We start from the raw sequence: 15,720 nt of genomic DNA, 5'->3' as shown, positions 1-15,720 counted from the left end.
CGACCCCGCGGGAGCCACTGTCACGAGGAGGTATTTCAGATGATCAAACGTTACGTCGTGGGCTCGCGCATGAGCCAGGCCGTCGCCGCCGGCGGCATGGTGCATATCGCCGGCCAGGTCGCGGACGACCGCAAGGCCGGAATCGTATCCCAGACCCAGCAGGTGCTCGCCAAGATCGACGCGCTGTTGAAGGAAGCCGGCTCCGATTGCTCCAGGTTGATCGCGGTCAACGTCTTCCTGCCGCACATCATCGACTTCGACACCATGAACTCGGTCTACGATTCCTGGATCGATCCGGTCAATCCGCCGGCGCGCGCCTGCGTCGAAGCCCGCCTCGCCGATCCCGACCTGCGGGTCGAGATGACGGCGGTTGCCCTGCTGTAGCGGCGCCGCCCTTTCATTCAACCTTCGGCCGGCGTCGGCGACGACGCGGCCCCGAGGCAAGCCATGCATACCGGACTTTTCCACGACATCGATTTCGAGAAGGACCAGAAATGGTCCGGACATCTCGGCATTCCCTTCTCGATCGACCGCTCTCCTTACTACCAGCTCAAGATCCCGATCTTCCGGATCAAGAACGGTGCCGGCCCAAAACTCCTTTTGATGGCCGGCAATCACGGCGACGAATATGAGGGCGAGATCACGCTGACGCGGCTGTATCGCCGGCTCGATGACGCCGCCGTGAAGGGCGAGATCACCATCCTGCCCTTCGCCAACCTGCCGGCGGTGATGGCAGCACGGCGCCGCTCGCCGCTCGACGAGGGCAATCTCAACCGCGCCTTTCCGGGCGATTCCGGAGGCACGCCGACGTTCCGCCTCGCGCACTTCCTCGAGCACGAGCTATTTCCGCGGCACGATGTCGTCTTCGACATCCACTCCGGCGGCACCTCGATGGCGCATGTGCCTTGCGCGCTGATCGAGCGCCAGGGACCGCCCGAGATGTTCGGCCGCGCGCTGCGCCTGATGGAAGGGCTGGGGATGCCCTTCGCCTTCGTCGCCGAGAACGGCGCCACTGCGCCGACCTCGATGGCGGCCGCCGCACGTGCCGGCGCGATCGGACTCTCCGGCGAGTTCGGCGGCGGCGGCACCGTCACGCCGCAGACGATGGCCCTGACCGCGCGCGCCGTCGATCGCCTGTTGCTCGCGCTCGGCCTGGTCCAGGCCCCGGTGCTGGGGCCACATGCGCCGGTCGAGCGCGCCACCGAGCTGTTGGCATTGCAAAGCCATGCGCAAGCGGTGTTCGCCACGCGGCGCGGCTGGTTCGAGCCTGCCGTCACGGTCGGCGCGCGGGTTGCGGCCGGCGACGTCGCGGGCTGGTATCATGATTTCGAGCGCCCGGAGCTGGCCGAAGAGATACTGCGCTTTCCAGCCGACGGCATCGTTATCTCGCAAAGGCTGCACACCGACAGCCAGAGCGGCGACTGCCTCGTCCAGGTCGGCCGCGCGCTGGCACGCGATGAGGTGGGGACGCACTGAGCTTTGGAGACGGTACCGACTTCGATTAAAGCGCGATGAGATTGGGATGAATCGTCATCGCGCTTTAGGTTGTTATTTGAGCATGATCTTTTCGGAAAACCGCTTCACACTTTTCCGGATCATGCTCTAGCCTCGGGATTCGATGACCGATCCGGCAAAGCCGACCTATGACGACGTGGTGCGCATTCCGGCGCCGCCCGGCCGCAGCAGCGCGACCGGACGGCCGCCGCGCATCGCGGAGGTGGCGGAGCGCGCGGGCGTTGCGCCGATCACGGTGTCGCGGGTGCTGCGCCATCCCGAGAAGGTCAATCGCGAGACCCGCGAGCGTATCCTCGAAGTGATCGAGGCGACCGGCTATGCGTCCAACCCGCACGCGCGCGCGCTGCGCTCGGGCCGATCAAACGTGGTCATGGCTTTCGTCTCCAACATCCTCAGCCAGCAGTTTGGGCTGGCGGTGCGCAGCTTCGCCGCGACGCTGGAGCCGGAAGGCTTTGAAGTGCTGATCGGCCAGACCTCCTACTCCTATGCCAAGGAGGTCGCGATGATCCAGTCGCTGCGCGGCATCCGGCCTGCGGCCGTGATGTTCACCGGCGTGATCGAACTCGAGGAGAATCGCGCCGCGCTCGAAGAGCTCGGCATTCCCGTGATCGAGACCTGGGCGTTTCCGCGCGATCCCATCGACATGCTGGTCGGCCTTCCCAACGCCGATGCCGGTGCGATGGCGGCGCGAAGGCTGGCTGAGGCCGGGCATCGCCGCGTCGGTTTCATCGGACGCAGCGTTGGGCGCGGTGCGCTGCGCCGCGACGGTTTTCGCGCGGCCGCGGCACAGCTCGGGCTCGAGATCATCCATGAGATCGGTGTCGGCGAAATCACGGGGCTCGTCGACGGCCGCGCCGCCTTCACCGCCCTGCTCGACCGCGGCGACCGCATCGATGCCGTGTTCTGCGCCAACGATCTGCTCGCGACCGGCGCACTGATCGAGGCGCGCGGCCGGGGCCTGTCGGTGCCGCGCGATCTGGCTGTGCTCGGCTTCGGCGACAACGACGTCGCCGATCAGATCACGCCCGGCCTCACCACGATCTCGTTCGATGCCGCGGCTGTGGGGCGTATCGCAGGCGAACTGCTTCTGGCGCGCCTGACCGGCGCGCCACGGCCCGAGCAGCGACTTGCGGTCGAGCTGTTCATGGTCGAGCGCGGCAGCGTCTGAACGCGCGGATCAAGCGACGCTCTTGAGATCCTGCTGGATCGCGGCAAGCAGGGACTGCAGCGCCTCGCTACTCACCGGCTTGGCCCCGGTATTGGCAGGCTGAACATTGGCAGGCCGCGCGGCTTTGACGGGACGCCGGGGGAATGGCGGCGTGGGTGTCGGCATCGCGGATTGCGCGAACGCGTCGGCGTCCTCGGTGTGAACGAACTTGCCATGGATGACGTCGTCGCGACGGCCCATGACAAACATGGTCGCCCAATAACCGGCAGCCAGCAGGATTACGCAGAAAACAACAAGCTCTAACATCATCGCACCTGAAATATGCGCAATGATTCAATGCCTTCGCGGGCCCGTCAATGAACCGACGGTCACACCTGCGGCTTTTACGGGCGGGTGTGGCCGATCGGTCACTCTTTGTTAACCATATCCGGTCCCCGAGGGGGCCGAAGAGGCGGATCAAGCCCTATCCGGCCCGACCCGCACCAATTGCTTGCCGAAATTGGCTCCCTTCAGAAGCCCCATGAAGGCCCCGGGCGCGCTCTCCAGGCCCTCGGTGACGAACTCCTTGTACTTGACCTTGCCCTCGCGGACCCATCCGGACATGTCGCGCAGGAAGTCGCCATGGCGGGAGGCGAAGTCGGAGACGATGAAGCCGCGGAAGGTCAGCCGCTTGGTCAGGGTCGCGCGCATCATGCTGGCGGCCCATTTCGGCGGCTTCGCTTCAGTGTCGTTGTAATGGGCGATGAGGCCGCAGACCGGCACGCGCGCGAACGCATTGAGCAGCGGGAAGACCGCCTCGAACACGGCGCCGCCGACATTCTCGAAATAGACGTCGATGCCTTTCGGGCAGGCCTCCTTCAGCTTCGCCGCCAGATCAGGATCGCGGTGATCGAGGCAGGCATCGAAGCCGAGCTCCTTCACGACGTAATCGCATTTGTCCTTGCCGCCGGCGATGCCGACCGCGCGTGCGCCCTTGATCTTCGCGATCTGTCCCACGGCCGAGCCGACCGCGCCGGAGGCGCCGGCGACGACGACGGTCTCGCCTTCCTGCGGCTTGCCGATATCGAGCAGGCCCGTGTAGGCGGTCATGCCGGGCATGCCGAGCACGCCGATGGCCGTCGAGATCGGCGCGAGCTTCGGGTCGATCTTGTTCAGCCCCTTGCCGTCGGAGATCGCGTGCGTCTGCCAGCCCGCGCGCGAGAGCACGATGTCGCCCTTGGCGAAGCTCGGATTGTTGGAGGCTGCGACCTCGCAGACCGTACCGGCTTCCATCACGCCGCCGACCGGCACCGGGGTCGCGTAGGACGGACCGTCGCTCATGCGCCCGCGCATATAGGGATCGAGCGAGAGCCAGATCGTGCGCAGCAGGACTTCACCTGCGGCGGGCGTCGGTACAGCGAATTCCTCGATGCGGAAATCGGACGGCTTTGGCTCGCCGACGGGACGCGCCGCGAGAACGATGCGTTTGCCTTGGGACATGTTGGCTTCCTCCTGATTATGCTTCGGCGCGAACGGAAGCGGAGGGAGCGGAGCACGTCAATACAAAAGCGACGGAGCGTAGTTGCAGGACAGCGCCGCAAATGGAGTGTGGTACACACCAACCGCGCCCTCGCTGTCATCGCCCGACTTGATCGGGCGATCCAGTATTCCAGAGGCGGTCGTGGTTGAGCCGAGAGGCCGCGGCGTACTGGATGCCCCGGTCAAGCCGGGGCATGACAGCGGAATGTGGAGCGCCTAACCCCCGCCCGGATAGTTCGGCGCCTCGCGCGTAATGGTGACGTCGTGGACGTGGCTCTCGCGCAGGCCCGCGCCGGTGATACGCACGAACTGCGCCTTCTTGTGCAAGTCCTGGAGCGTGCCTGCACCGACATAGCCCATCGCGGCGCGCAGGCCGCCGGCGAGCTGGTGCATGACGTTGCCGACCGGGCCCTTGTAAGGCACCTGGCCTTCTATGCCTTCGGGCACGAGCTTGAGCGTGTCCTTGATGTCCTGCTGGAAGTAGCGGTCGGCCGAGCCGCGCGCCATCGCGCCGACCGAACCCATGCCGCGATAGGCCTTATAGGAGCGGCCCTGCCACAAGAACACCTCACCGGGCGTCTCATCGGTGCCGGCGAGCAACGAGCCGACCATCGCGATGTCGGCACCGGCAGCAAGCGCCTTGGCAAGGTCGCCGGAGAACTTGATGCCGCCGTCGGCGATCACGGGGATGTCGGACTTCTTCGCCGCTTCCACCGCATCCATGATCGCGGTGAGCTGGGGCACACCGACGCCGGCGACGATGCGCGTGGTGCAGATCGAGCCCGGGCCGATGCCGACCTTGATGCAGTCCGCGCCAGCATCGATCAGCGCCTGCGCACCCTCCGAGGTCGCGACGTTGCCGGCAACGACCTGCACGGAATTGGACAGGCGCTTGATGCGGTTGACCGCATGGAGCACGTGACGGGAATGACCGTGCGCGGTGTCGACCACGACGAGATCGACGCCCGCATCGATCAGCCGCTCGGTGCGCTCGAAGCCGCTATCACCGACCGTGGTGGCGGCGGCGACGCGCAGGCGGCCCTGCGCGTCCTTGCAGGCCAGCGGATGGGCGACCGCCTTCTCCATGTCCTTCACGGTGACCAGACCGACGCAGCGATACTGCTCGTCGACCACGAGCAGCTTCTCGATGCGGTGCTGATGCAGCATCCGCCGTGCCTCGTCCTGGCTGACATTCTCGCGCACCGTGACGAGACCTTCATGCGTCATCAGCTCGGAGATTTTTTGCTGGCGGTCGGTGGCGAAGCGGACGTCGCGGTTGGTGAGGATGCCGACCAGCTTGCCCGGCGTGGACTTGCCGGCACCGGTGACGACGGGAATGCCGGAGATACCGTGATCGCTCATCAGCTTGAGCGCGTCGTCCAGCGTGGCGTCGGGGCTGATGGTGAGCGGGTTCACCACCATGCCCGACTCGTAGCGCTTGACCTGCCGCACCTGGGCGGCCTGCCCTTCGGGATCGAAATTGCGGTGGATGACGCCGATGCCGCCGGCCTGCGCCATGGCGATCGCCATGCGGGCTTCGGTGACCGTGTCCATGGCGGAGGCCATGATCGGGATGTTGAGCGGAATGGCGCGGGTGACGCGAGAGCGGATGTCGACCTCCCCCGGCATGACGTCCGACAGGCCCGGCTTCAGCAGCACGTCGTCGAACGTGAGGGCTTCGCGAATACCTTGTTGCACGGTGGCCATGTGCCAACTCCTTCCGCGGCCCTGCCGCAAATAGCTATGGATGAGCGCCGCCCTCGGCGTACCTTGCGGCAACGCCGGAGAATCGGAGCCCATCGGTGGGGTTGACGCGGGTCGATAGCACGGGTGGACGACGAATCAAAGCAAATCGGACCGCCGGCCAGCCATGCACAGGCTTTTTAGGCAAATTCAGCGGGGGATACCCTCGCGGCGCCTCGTACTGGCGAACGGCGTCCCCGTGCCGGCCGATCATCACGGTCTCCGGCGCGGGCGCACTCACCTCGGGTCACGCAGGATTTAGGTGCTATGCGTCGATCCGCAATGGTCGCGGCCCAATGCCGGTGATAAGCCGCAATTCTCGCCCTTCCTTCCGATTTCCATTACCAATCCGTTATGGTCGACAAGCAACGCGTCATTCCGCTGATCGTGGCCACTGCTCTCTTCATGGAGAACATGGACTCGACGGTGATCGCCACGTCGCTGCCCGCGATCGCAGCCGACATCGGCACCAGCCCATTGACGCTCAAGCTCGCGATCACCTCCTATCTGCTGTCGCTTGCGGTGTTCATCCCGGCGAGCGGCTGGACCGCCGACCGGTTCGGCGCGCGCATGGTGTTTGCGATTGCCGTCGGCGTGTTCATGGTCGGCTCGGTCGGCTGCGCGCTCTCGACATCGGTCACCGATTTCGTGTTCGCGCGCATCCTGCAAGGCATGGGCGGGGCGATGATGACGCCGGTCGGGCGCCTCGTGCTGTTGCGGTCGGTCGACAAGAGCGCGCTGGTCAATGCCATGGCGTGGGTGACGGTTCCTGCCCTGATCGGCCCCGTGATCGGGCCGCCGCTCGGCGGCTTCATCACGACCTATGCGTCCTGGCACTGGATCTTCCTGATCAACATCCCGATCGGGTTGCTCGGCATCTTCATGGCCTTGCGCTTCATCGATCCCATCAAAAGCGAGGAACGAGAGCCGTTCGACCTCTACGGCATGGTGCTCGCGGGCCTCGGGCTCGCCGGCATCGCCTTCGGGCTGTCGGTTGCCGGACTCAATCTGCTGCCATGGAGCACAGTTGCCGCCCTGGTCGTCGGCGGATCAATCTCGATGACACTGTATGTCCTTCACGCGCGGCGAACGGGGTCGCCGGTGCTGGACTTCACGCTGCTGAGGCTGCCGACGCTACGCGCCGCCGTTCTCGGCGGATTCATGTTCCGGCTCGGCATCGGCGCGCTGCCGTTCCTGTTGCCGCTGCTGATGCAGATCGGCTTCGGCCTCTCGCCGTTCAAGTCCGGCCTCGTCACGTTTGGCTCCTCGCTCGGCGCCATGGGCATGAAGGCGCTGGCCGCACGCATCATCCGCGCCTTCGGCTTCCGCAACCTGATGACGGTGAACGCGATCATCAGTGCCGTCTTTCTCGCCGCCTGCGCCCTCTTCACCGTGACGACGCCGCTGCTGATCATCATGATCATCCTGGTGGTCGGCGGCTTCTTCCGTTCGCTCGAGTTCACCGCGATCAACACGGTTGCCTATGCCGAGGTCGAGCAGGCGCAGATGAGCCGCGCCACCACGCTCGTCAGCGTCAACCAGCAGCTCGCGGTCTCGGCCGGCGTCGCCGTCGGCGCCGCGTCCGTGGAGACGACGATGTGGCTCAGCCACGTCAGCGAGCTCAACGCCACCGTGTTCGCGCCGGCCTTCGTCGTGGTCGCGCTCACCTCGGCGGCATCGAGCTGGTTCTTCTGGCAGATGCCCGCCGATGCCGGCCACGAAGTCTCCGGCCGCAAGGCCGTGGAGATCGCGAGCCGCAAGGGTGCCGGCAAGGGCGCGGCCAAGGCGGCCGTCAAGGCGGCGACCGAGGATACGCAGGACGTGCGGGATCAGCGGCTGGGGTAGCCTATCTCGTCATTGCGAGCGAAGCGAAGCAATCCAGAATCCCTCCGCGGAGACAGTCTAGATTGCTTCGTCGCAAGAGCTCCTCGCAATGACGGAGTTTGTTGCTATTCCGTCGCCCCGCCGCGAAATCCCGTCGCCAGCACGTAGCGCTCCGAGGAATCTGCACGGCTTGCGGCCGGCTTGACGTGACGCACTGTTGCGAAATCGCGCTTGAGCTGGGCGAGCAACTCGGCGTCGGCGCCGCTCTGGAACGCCTTCGCCAGGAAGGTCCCGCCCGGCTTCAGCACATCGCAGGCGAACGCGGCGGCGGTCTCGATCAGGCCGACGATGCGAAGCTGGTCGGTCTTGCGGTGGCCGGTGGTGTTGGCGGCCATGTCGGACATTACGATGTCGGCGCCGCCGTCGAGCATGGCCTTGAGCTTGTCCGGCGCGTCATTGTCCATGAAGTCGAGCTGCGCGAACTCGACGCCGGCGATTTCGGGGATTTCCAGCAGGTCGATTGCGATGACCTTGCCCTTGCCGTCGACCGAGCCGACGCGCTTGGCGGCGATCTGGCTCCAGCCACCCGGCGCCGCACCGAGATCGACCACCGCCATGCCGTGCTTGAGTAGCCGGTATTTGTCGTCGATCTCCAGCAGCTTGAAAGCGGCGCGCGAGCGATAACCCAGCGCCTTCGCCTTCACCACATAGGGATCGTTGAGCTGCCGCTCCAGCCAGAGCTTCGACGACAATTTTCGCTTGCCGTGGGTCTTGACCTGAACGTGCAAGCGGCCGGTGGTGTCCTTGGCCATCTCACCAGCTCCTGAGCGCGCCGTCTTCGCGCATCATCTCGACCAGCATGCCTTCGCGGAGGCCCCGGTCGGCGACGCGCAGGCGCGGCAGCGGAAAGGCGCGGCGGATCGCGTCGAGGATGGCGCAGCCGGCCAGCACGAGATCGGCGCGCTCGATACTGATGCAGCTGTTGGCGGCGCGCTCCTCGTAGCTCATGCCGAGCAGCTTGTTGATAGTCGCGGTGACGTCGGTATCGTTCATCCAGACGCTATCGATGCGGCGGCGGTCGTAGCGCGCGAGGTTGAGATGGATGCCGGCGAGCGTCGTCACAGTGCCTGACGTGCCGAGCAGATGCATGTCGGCGAGATCGCCGCCATGCTGTTCGGCGAACGGCCTGATGTGATGGGCGACCTCGCGCTCCATCGCGGCGTAGATCTCCGGCGTCACGTCGCGTCCGCCGAACTGCTCGGCAAGCGTGACCACGCCGAATGGGATCGACATCCAGGCTTTGATGCGCGGCTCCGGATTTGCGGCGTCGCGCTCGATCCGCACCAGCTCGGTCGAGCCGCCGCCGATGTCGAACAGGATCGCGCCGCGCCCCCTGGGATCGACCAGCGGCGAGCAGCCCAGCACGGCGAGCGCCGCCTCGGTCTCGCGGTCGATTACCTCGAGCTCGATTCCGGTCTCGGCAGCGACGCGGCTGCGAAAGCCTTCGGCGTTCGAGGCGGCGCGGCAGGCTTCGGTGGCGATCAGCCGCAACCGCCGCGCTTTGCGCAGGTTGATCTTGTCGCGGCAGATGCCGAGCGCCACGATGGCGCGCTCGATCGCGGCCTCGCTGATGCACCCCGTTGCCGAGACGCCCTCGCCGAGCCGGATGATGCGCGAGAAGGAATCGACCACGCGGAAGCCGTCGTGGGTCGGACAGGCGATCAGGAGCCTGCAATTGTTGGTGCCGAGGTCGAGCGCCGCGTAGACGCCGGTTCCCGGCGCTTGCGCGCCGACGGCCGGTTCAGTGGCGAACGCCGCCGCCATCGACCCCAGCTCACCGTGCGGCGCAAGGCCGTCGCGGAGCCGCGTGTGGTCATTCATACAAACTGTCTTTCCGCGGCCGGTTAGGCCGAGCTGGAATTGCTTTTTCGCCTGAAACATTAGCAGCGCGCCAATCCTGCGCAACAACGCATCACATGGGACCATGCCCATTCGTGCGTTGTCGTGAACGGGCCGGTGGGTTATTTTTGAGGGGTCCGGTCCCCCAGGCGCCCCCCAAAACCGCGCAATTGCCGGCTTTTCAGGTCAATTCCATGCAAGAACACACCAAATCCTCCACGCTCGAAAACGCTATTGCACTGCAAAAATATGGTGTCGGGCAGCCGGTCCGCCGCAAGGAGGACGATACGCTGGTGCGCGGCAAGGGCCGCTACACCGACGATTTCAACCTGCCCGGCCAGGCCTATGCCGTGATCGTCCGCTCGACCCATGCCCACGGCGTCATTCGCGGCATCAACGTCGACGCAGCCAGGGCGATACCGGGCGTGCTGGGGGTCTGGACCGGCAAAGACCTCGATGCGGCCGGCTACGGCCCCTTCACCTGCGGCCTGCCGCTGAAGAGCCGCGACGGCTCGCCCCTGCTCCAGACCAACCGCCAGCCGCTCGCAACCGACAAGGTCCGTTTCGTCGGCGATCCCGTCGCCTTCGTGGTGGCGGAGACGCTGGCCCAGGCGCGCGACGCGGCCGAGGCGGTCGAGCTCGACATCGAGCCGTTGCCGGCGGTGACCGATCCCGAGCAAGCCGCAAAACCCGGCGCGCCGCAACTCTACGACCACATCCCGAACAATGTCGCGCTCGACTACCACTATGGCGACATCGAGAAGGTCAATGCGGCCTTCGCCAGCGCCGCTCACGTGACCAAGGTCGACATCGAAAACACCCGTGTCGCCGTGGTCTCGATGGAGCCGCGCGTCGGCCTTGCCTCCTACGACAAGAAGACCGAGCGTTACACCATCCAGATGCCGACGCAGGGCGTCGCCGGCAACCGCGCCAACCTCGCCAAGAACCTGAAGGTGCCGAACGAAAAGGTACGCATCCTCACCGCCAATGTCGGCGGGTCCTTCGGCATGAAGAACGTCAACTATCCCGAGTACATGTGCATCCTTTACGCGGCCAAGGAATTGGGGCGGCCGGTGAAATGGCTGGACGAACGCTCGACCAGCTTCTTGTCCGACAGCCACGGCCGTGCGCAGAAGATTCACGCCGAGCTCGCGCTGGACGCCGAGGGGCATTTCCTCGCCGCCAAGCTCTCGGGCTACGGCAATCTCGGAGCCTACATCACTGGCGTTGCTCCCAGTCCGCTCTCGCTCAACACCAGCAAGAACTTTTCCAGCGTTTATCGCACGCCGCTGATGGCCGTCGATATCAAGACGGTGCTGACCAACACCACGCTGATGGGCGCCTATCGCGGCGCCGGACGGCCCGAGGCCAACTACTACATGGAACGGTTGATCGACCGCGCCGCCGACGAGATGGGCATCAACCGCCTGACGATGCGCAAGCGCAACTTCATCAAGCAAAACCAGATGCCCTTCGCCGCGTCCTCCGGCGTCACCTATGACAGCGGCGACTTCCAGGCTGTCTTCAACAAGGCGCTCGAAATCTCCGACCACGAGAACTTTGCCAAGCGCAAGAAGGAGAGCAAGAAGGCCGGCAAGCTGCGTGGCATCGCTGTCGGTTCCTATCTGGAGGTGACCGCACCTCCCGGCGTCGAGCTCGGCAAGATCGTGTTCGATCCCGATGGCTCGGTGCAGCTCATCACCGGTACGCTCGATTACGGTCAGGGCCACGCCACGCCGTTCGCGCAGGTGCTGTGCGAGCAGCTCGGCGTCCCCTTCGACAGCGTCAAGCTGGTGCAGGGCGACAGCGACATCGTGCACACCGGCAATGGCACCGGCGGCTCGCGCTCGATCACCGCGACCGGCATGGCGATCGTGGGCGCCGCCAAGCTCGTGATCGAAAAGGGCAAGCGCGCCGCCGCGCACATGCTGGAGGCATCCGAAGCCGACATCGAATTCGAAGGCGGCAGTTTCACGATCGCCGGCACCGATCGCAGCATCGACATCATGGAGCTGGCCAAGCGCCTGCACGACAGCAAGATGCCGGAGGGCGTGCCCGACAGCCTCGACGTCGATCACACCAGCGAACCGGTGCCGTCGGCCTTCCCGAACGGCTGCCATGTCGCCGAGGTCGAGATCGACCCTGAGACCGGCGTCGTGCAGATCGTGCGCTACAGCGCGGTCAACGATTTCGGCACGGTGATCAACCCGCTGCTGGTCGCCGGCCAGCTCCATGGCGGCGTCGTCCAGGGCATCGGCCAGGCGCTGATGGAGCACGTCCGCTACGACGAGAGCGGCCAGCCGATCACGGGCTCGCTGATGGACTACGCCCTGCCGCGCGCCGAGGACGTTCCGAACATGACGGTCGGCGACCACCCGGTGCCGGCCACGACCAATCCACTCGGCAGCAAGGGCTGCGGGGAAGCCGGCTGCGCCGGCAGCCTGTCCACGGTCGTGAACGCGGTGATCGACGCGCTCTCCGACTACGGCATCAAGCACATCGATATGCCGCTGACGCCGGAGCGTGTGTGGCGCGCGATCCAGGATGCGAAGAGGAAAGCGGCGTAAAGCTGCCCTTCTGCCCTCCACACGCACACTGTGATCGCCCGGCTCGACCGGGCGATCACAGTACTCCGAGGCAGCAGTGATTCACGGAGAAGCCGCGGCGTACTGGATGCCCCGCCTTCGCGGGGCATGACACCGAGCTTGGAGCGGTGTACTTGCCTCTCGCCGCCCGCGCTCTACGCCGCCGCCTGCTCGCGCGGCTGGTAGATCGCGGTGTGCTGGCAGTGCGCCAGCGGCGTCGTGCCGTTGGCGACCACCAGCGCGTCGAGCTCGACGAAACGGTGACCCTTCTTCTCGTAATTCGCGGTGACTTTGGCCCGCGCGGTGATCTCATCACCGGCGCGTGCGGCTGACAGCAATTGCATGCGGCTGCCGACATGGATCCACGGGCCAAGGATCGTGTTGTCCACCAGCACGCGGTTCATGACGCGCTGGATCAGGCCGGGATGGCCGAGCCCCTCGCGCGCGAAGATCGGATCGGCCTCGCGGACATCAGCGAGATAGTCGGCTGCATCCTGCCCGGCCCAGCGGCGCGGCGTCGTGCCGAGCCATTTGCCGGTTTCGAAGGTTGCCGGGCTGACCGGTTTGCGCTCGGCAATCGCGGGCACCTCGACATAATCGCTCAACGAAACCGCAGGCGCGGTCGCCGGCAGCGACGCCGTCCCCGTCGCGCAGAGCTCGGTGCGGCTGAACACCTCGATCGTGAGCAGGCCGTTGTGTTCGGTCGCATCGACATCGGCGGTCTCGCCGTCATAGACCGGCTTGATGAAACGCGCCTCGATCAACCCGCGCGACAGGAAATCGCGGCCCCAGCGCACCACCGGCACATGCATCATGTAGGCAAAGACATCGACGCCAGGAACCAGCCCGCCGGAAAACCCGAATCGGCGCGCCACTGCATCATCATGCATCTTGTTTTCGGATTGCTTGGCCGTGTTGTAGGCCTCGACACGATAGGTCTCGAGCCGGTTCGGCATGGCTTGGCTTCCCCAAATTCTTGTTGTTTCGGGCCGATCGTAGGCCCTGAGGAACCGGGGTCAATCCCCTCGCCTTTGCGGCCCGAATGGGGTACCACGCGGCTGCTGCGGAACCGCTTCGCAAGCCCCATCTACGGACCATGACGAACCCTCAAAACACCACCCGCATCTATGTCGACGCCGACGCCTGTCCGGTGAAGGACGAGATCTATCGCGTCGCCGGCAGGCACGGCCTGCCGGTGAGCGTAGTCGCGGGCAATTTCATCCGCGTGCCCCAGGATCCGCTGATCGAGCGGGTCGCCGCGGGTGCCGGCATGGACGCGGCCGATGACTGGATCGCGGAACGCGCCGGGCCCGGCGATATCGTCATTACCTCGGATATTCCACTCGCGAGCCGCTGCGTGAAGGCCGGCGCCGATGTGATTGCGTCAAACGGCAAGGCGTTCACCGAGGAATCGATCGGGATGACGCTCGCCGTCCGCAACCTGATGACCGATTTACGCTCGGCCGGCGAAGTCACCGGCGGTCCGAAATCCTATTCGCCACGCGACCGCTCGACGTTTCTGTCGACGCTCGACCAAACCATCCGCCGCATCCAGCGCCGCCGCGCCGATCAGGCCGCAACAAGACAGGACTGAGACACCGCATGGCGCCACCGCTGATTCAACTGCGCGATATCAAACTGACCTTTGGCGGCACGCCGCTCCTGGCGGGCGTCGAACTGTCGGTTTCGACCGGCGAGCGCGTCTGCCTGATCGGCCGCAACGGTTCCGGCAAATCGACGCTGCTCAAGATCGCCGCCGGCCTGGTCGAACCGGATGGCGGCAGCCGTTTCGTGCAGCCCGGCGCCACCATTCGCTACCTGCCGCAGGAGCCGGATTTTTCCGGTTTCTCCACCACGCTGGCCTATGTCGAGGCCGGCCTCAATGCCGGCGACGACCACTATCAGGCGCGCTATCTGGTCGAGCAGCTCGGCCTTAGCGGCGAAGAAGATCCGGCGCATGTCTCCGGCGGCGAAGCCCGCCGCGCCGCGCTGGCGCGCGTGCTGGCGCCCTCGCCCGATATCCTGCTGCTGGACGAGCCTACCAACCATCTGGATCTTCCGACCATCGAATGGCTGGAGGGCGAACTGGAGAGCCGCCGCTGCGCGCTGGTGATCATCAGCCACGATCGGCGCTTCCTGGGCAATCTCTCGCGCAGCACCGCCTGGCTCGACCGCGGCCAGATCCGGCAGATCGACCGCGGCTTCAGCGCCTTCGAGGCCTGGCGCGACGAGGTGCTCGCGGAGGAAGAGCGCGACCAACACAAGCTCGACCGCAAGATCGTCAACGAGGAGCACTGGTTGCGCTACGGCGTCTCGGGCCGCCGCAAGCGCAACGTCAAGCGACTCGGCAATCTCCACGCGCTGCGCGACCAGCGCCGCACCCATCGCGGCGCGACGGGCAACGCCAACCTCGCGGCTGCCGAAGCCGACAAATCCGGCAAGCTCGTCATCGAGGCCAAGAATATCAGCCGGTCCTATGGCGAGCGAAAGATCGTCGACGGCTTCTCGATCCGCGTCCAGCGCGGCGACCGCATCGGCATCGTCGGCCCGAACGGCGCCGGCAAGACCACGCTGATCGAGATGCTGACCGGCGGCAGCGCACCGGACAGCGGCAGCATACGGCTCGGTGCCAACATCGAGATGGCGACGCTCGACCAGCATCGGGAAAGTCTCGATCCGAAGACGACGCTGGCCGAGGCGCTGACCGGCGGCCGCGGCGACCATGTCATGGTCGGCGGCAAGCCGAAGCACGTCGTCAGCTACATGAAGGACTTCCTGTTCGCCCAGGAACAGATGCGCACGCCGCTGGAGGTGCTGTCGGGCGGTGAACGCGGCCGGCTGATGCTGGCGCGCGCCCTGGCGAAGCCCTCGAACCTCCTGGTGCTGGACGAGCCGACCAACGACCTCGACCTGGAGACCCTCGACGTTCTCGAGGAAATGCTCAGCGACTACGAGGGCACCGTGATTCTGATCAGCCACGATCGCGATTTTCTCGACCGCGTGGTGACGTCTGTGATCGTGCCCGAGGGCAACGGACGCTGGCTCGAATATGCCGGCGGCTATACCGACATGCTCGCCCAGCGCGGCGCTGACGTGAAGCGCGCGACAGCGAAGGCCGTCGAAGAGACGAGAGAGCAGCGAACCGTCGCGCCTTCCGGCGTCGCGAAGCGACGGTTGACCTTCAACGAGCAACACGCGCTGGAGACGTTGCCCAAGACCATCGCCAAGCTGCAGGCCGAGATCGCCAAGCAGCAGCGCTTCCTTGACGACCCCGATCTGTTCCGGAAAGATCGCAAGCGCTTCGATCAGGCCTCCGACGCTCTGACGAAGGCGCAAAAGGAACTGGCCGAGGCCGAGGACAAATGGCTGGAGCTCGAAGTGCGGCGCGAAGAGATTGAACAGGCCTAGCGTGCATTTCGCAAAAGTGGGCACCGCTTTTGCAAACGGGATGCGCGCCAACTCAGAGAC

At 65.7% G+C, this 15,720-nt stretch carries 13 protein-coding genes; 7 read left to right on the top strand and 6 right to left on the bottom strand.

Features of this window, described 5'->3' with window-relative positions:
* Window positions 1-39: 39 nt before the first annotated feature.
* The 3 genes from ABIB80_RS16130 (at window position 40) to ABIB80_RS16120 (ending at window position 2,683) form a co-directional block, all read left to right on the top strand.
* Window positions 40-384 carry a RidA family protein gene (locus ABIB80_RS16130; protein ID WP_354127920.1) on the top strand — a complete coding sequence of 115 codons (345 nt, stop codon included), beginning with the start codon at window positions 40-42 and terminating at the stop codon, window positions 382-384.
* A gap of 63 nt (window positions 385-447) precedes the next feature.
* Window positions 448-1,476, top strand: coding sequence for a succinylglutamate desuccinylase/aspartoacylase family protein (locus ABIB80_RS16125; RefSeq protein ID WP_007592216.1), 1,029 nt, complete (start codon window positions 448-450; stop codon window positions 1,474-1,476).
* 142 nt (window positions 1,477-1,618) lie between these two features.
* The gene (locus ABIB80_RS16120; protein ID WP_007592219.1) at window positions 1,619-2,683 is read left to right on the top strand and encodes a LacI family DNA-binding transcriptional regulator; all 1,065 of its coding nucleotides are present in this window, start codon (window positions 1,619-1,621) and stop codon (window positions 2,681-2,683) included.
* A 9-nt stretch (window positions 2,684-2,692) separates the two neighbouring features.
* On the opposite strand, the gene ABIB80_RS16115 is transcribed toward ABIB80_RS16120, so the two are convergent.
* The 3 genes from ABIB80_RS16115 to guaB form a co-directional block, all read right to left on the bottom strand.
* Entirely contained in the window at window positions 2,693-2,989 is a 297-nt protein-coding gene (locus ABIB80_RS16115) for a hypothetical protein (protein ID WP_354127964.1), read from the bottom strand.
* A gap of 150 nt (window positions 2,990-3,139) precedes the next feature.
* Window positions 3,140-4,162, bottom strand: a complete 1,023-nt coding sequence (gene curA, locus ABIB80_RS16110) for an NADPH-dependent curcumin/dihydrocurcumin reductase (protein WP_354127919.1) — start codon at window positions 4,160-4,162, stop codon at window positions 3,140-3,142.
* A 255-nt stretch (window positions 4,163-4,417) separates the two neighbouring features.
* Window positions 4,418-5,908 carry an IMP dehydrogenase gene (gene guaB / locus ABIB80_RS16105; protein WP_007592224.1) on the bottom strand — a complete coding sequence of 497 codons (1,491 nt, stop codon included), beginning with the start codon at window positions 5,906-5,908 and terminating at the stop codon, window positions 4,418-4,420.
* Between the two features lie 390 nt (window positions 5,909-6,298).
* Here guaB and ABIB80_RS16100 point away from each other — a divergent pair, with 390 nt between their 5' ends.
* Window positions 6,299-7,789, top strand: coding sequence for an MFS transporter (locus tag ABIB80_RS16100; RefSeq protein ID WP_007592228.1), 1,491 nt, complete (start codon window positions 6,299-6,301; stop codon window positions 7,787-7,789).
* Between the two features lie 104 nt (window positions 7,790-7,893).
* On the opposite strand, the gene ABIB80_RS16095 is transcribed toward ABIB80_RS16100, so the two are convergent.
* Entirely contained in the window at window positions 7,894-8,580 is a 687-nt protein-coding gene (locus ABIB80_RS16095) for an RlmE family RNA methyltransferase (protein ID WP_007592230.1), read from the bottom strand.
* A 1-nt stretch (window position 8,581) separates the two neighbouring features.
* Window positions 8,582-9,649 (bottom strand): Ppx/GppA phosphatase family protein, encoded by a 1,068-nt coding sequence (locus ABIB80_RS16090; RefSeq protein WP_219683305.1) that lies wholly within the window; start codon window positions 9,647-9,649, stop codon window positions 8,582-8,584.
* A gap of 212 nt (window positions 9,650-9,861) precedes the next feature.
* Between ABIB80_RS16090 and ABIB80_RS16085 the strand changes: the two genes are divergently transcribed.
* On the top strand, window positions 9,862-12,234 hold the full coding sequence (locus ABIB80_RS16085; protein WP_354127918.1) for a xanthine dehydrogenase family protein molybdopterin-binding subunit: 2,373 nt from the start codon (window positions 9,862-9,864) through the stop codon (window positions 12,232-12,234).
* A 173-nt stretch (window positions 12,235-12,407) separates the two neighbouring features.
* On the opposite strand, the gene ABIB80_RS16080 is transcribed toward ABIB80_RS16085, so the two are convergent.
* Complete coding sequence (locus tag ABIB80_RS16080) at window positions 12,408-13,208, bottom strand: hypothetical protein (RefSeq protein ID WP_354127917.1); 801 nt, start codon at window positions 13,206-13,208, stop codon at window positions 12,408-12,410.
* A gap of 140 nt (window positions 13,209-13,348) precedes the next feature.
* On the opposite strand from ABIB80_RS16080, the gene ABIB80_RS16075 reads away from it, so the two are divergent.
* Window positions 13,349-13,846, top strand: coding sequence for a YaiI/YqxD family protein (locus ABIB80_RS16075; RefSeq protein WP_007609125.1), 498 nt, complete (start codon window positions 13,349-13,351; stop codon window positions 13,844-13,846).
* Window positions 13,847-13,854: 8 nt separating this feature from the next.
* Window positions 13,855-15,660 (top strand): ABC-F family ATP-binding cassette domain-containing protein, encoded by a 1,806-nt coding sequence (locus tag ABIB80_RS16070; protein WP_354127916.1) that lies wholly within the window; start codon window positions 13,855-13,857, stop codon window positions 15,658-15,660.
* The last annotated feature ends 60 nt before the right edge of the window (window positions 15,661-15,720 follow it).

The sequence above is a fragment of the Bradyrhizobium sp. i1.15.2 genome, from assembly GCF_040548425.1.
GTDB classification, from domain to species: Bacteria; Pseudomonadota; Alphaproteobacteria; order Rhizobiales; family Xanthobacteraceae; genus Bradyrhizobium; species Bradyrhizobium canariense.
Note: the sequence above shows the minus strand (reverse complement) of the source record. Positions and strands in the feature narration are given on the sequence as shown.

Bases quoted from the DNA above. Each gene is read 5' to 3' on its own strand.
- ABIB80_RS16130 (WP_354127920.1), top strand. From the start codon at position 40: ATGATCAAACGTTACGTCGTGGGCTCGCGCATGAGCCAGGCCGTCGCC.
- ABIB80_RS16095 (WP_007592230.1), bottom strand. From the start codon at position 8,580: ATGGCCAAGGACACCACCGGCCGCTTGCACGTTCAGGTCAAGACCCAC.
- ABIB80_RS16080 (WP_354127917.1), bottom strand. From the start codon at position 13,208: ATGCCGAACCGGCTCGAGACCTATCGTGTCGAGGCCTACAACACGGCC.
- ABIB80_RS16100 (WP_007592228.1), top strand. From the start codon at position 6,299: ATGGTCGACAAGCAACGCGTCATTCCGCTGATCGTGGCCACTGCTCTC.
- ABIB80_RS16070 (WP_354127916.1), top strand. From the start codon at position 13,855: ATGGCGCCACCGCTGATTCAACTGCGCGATATCAAACTGACCTTTGGC.
- ABIB80_RS16115 (WP_354127964.1), bottom strand. From the start codon at position 2,989: ATGTTAGAGCTTGTTGTTTTCTGCGTAATCCTGCTGGCTGCCGGTTAT.
- guaB (WP_007592224.1), bottom strand. From the start codon at position 5,908: ATGGCCACCGTGCAACAAGGTATTCGCGAAGCCCTCACGTTCGACGAC.
- ABIB80_RS16085 (WP_354127918.1), top strand. From the start codon at position 9,862: ATGCAAGAACACACCAAATCCTCCACGCTCGAAAACGCTATTGCACTG.
- ABIB80_RS16120 (WP_007592219.1), top strand. From the start codon at position 1,619: ATGACCGATCCGGCAAAGCCGACCTATGACGACGTGGTGCGCATTCCG.
- ABIB80_RS16075 (WP_007609125.1), top strand. From the start codon at position 13,349: ATGACGAACCCTCAAAACACCACCCGCATCTATGTCGACGCCGACGCC.
- ABIB80_RS16090 (WP_219683305.1), bottom strand. From the start codon at position 9,649: ATGAATGACCACACGCGGCTCCGCGACGGCCTTGCGCCGCACGGTGAG.
- curA (WP_354127919.1), bottom strand. From the start codon at position 4,162: ATGTCCCAAGGCAAACGCATCGTTCTCGCGGCGCGTCCCGTCGGCGAG.
- ABIB80_RS16125 (WP_007592216.1), top strand. From the start codon at position 448: ATGCATACCGGACTTTTCCACGACATCGATTTCGAGAAGGACCAGAAA.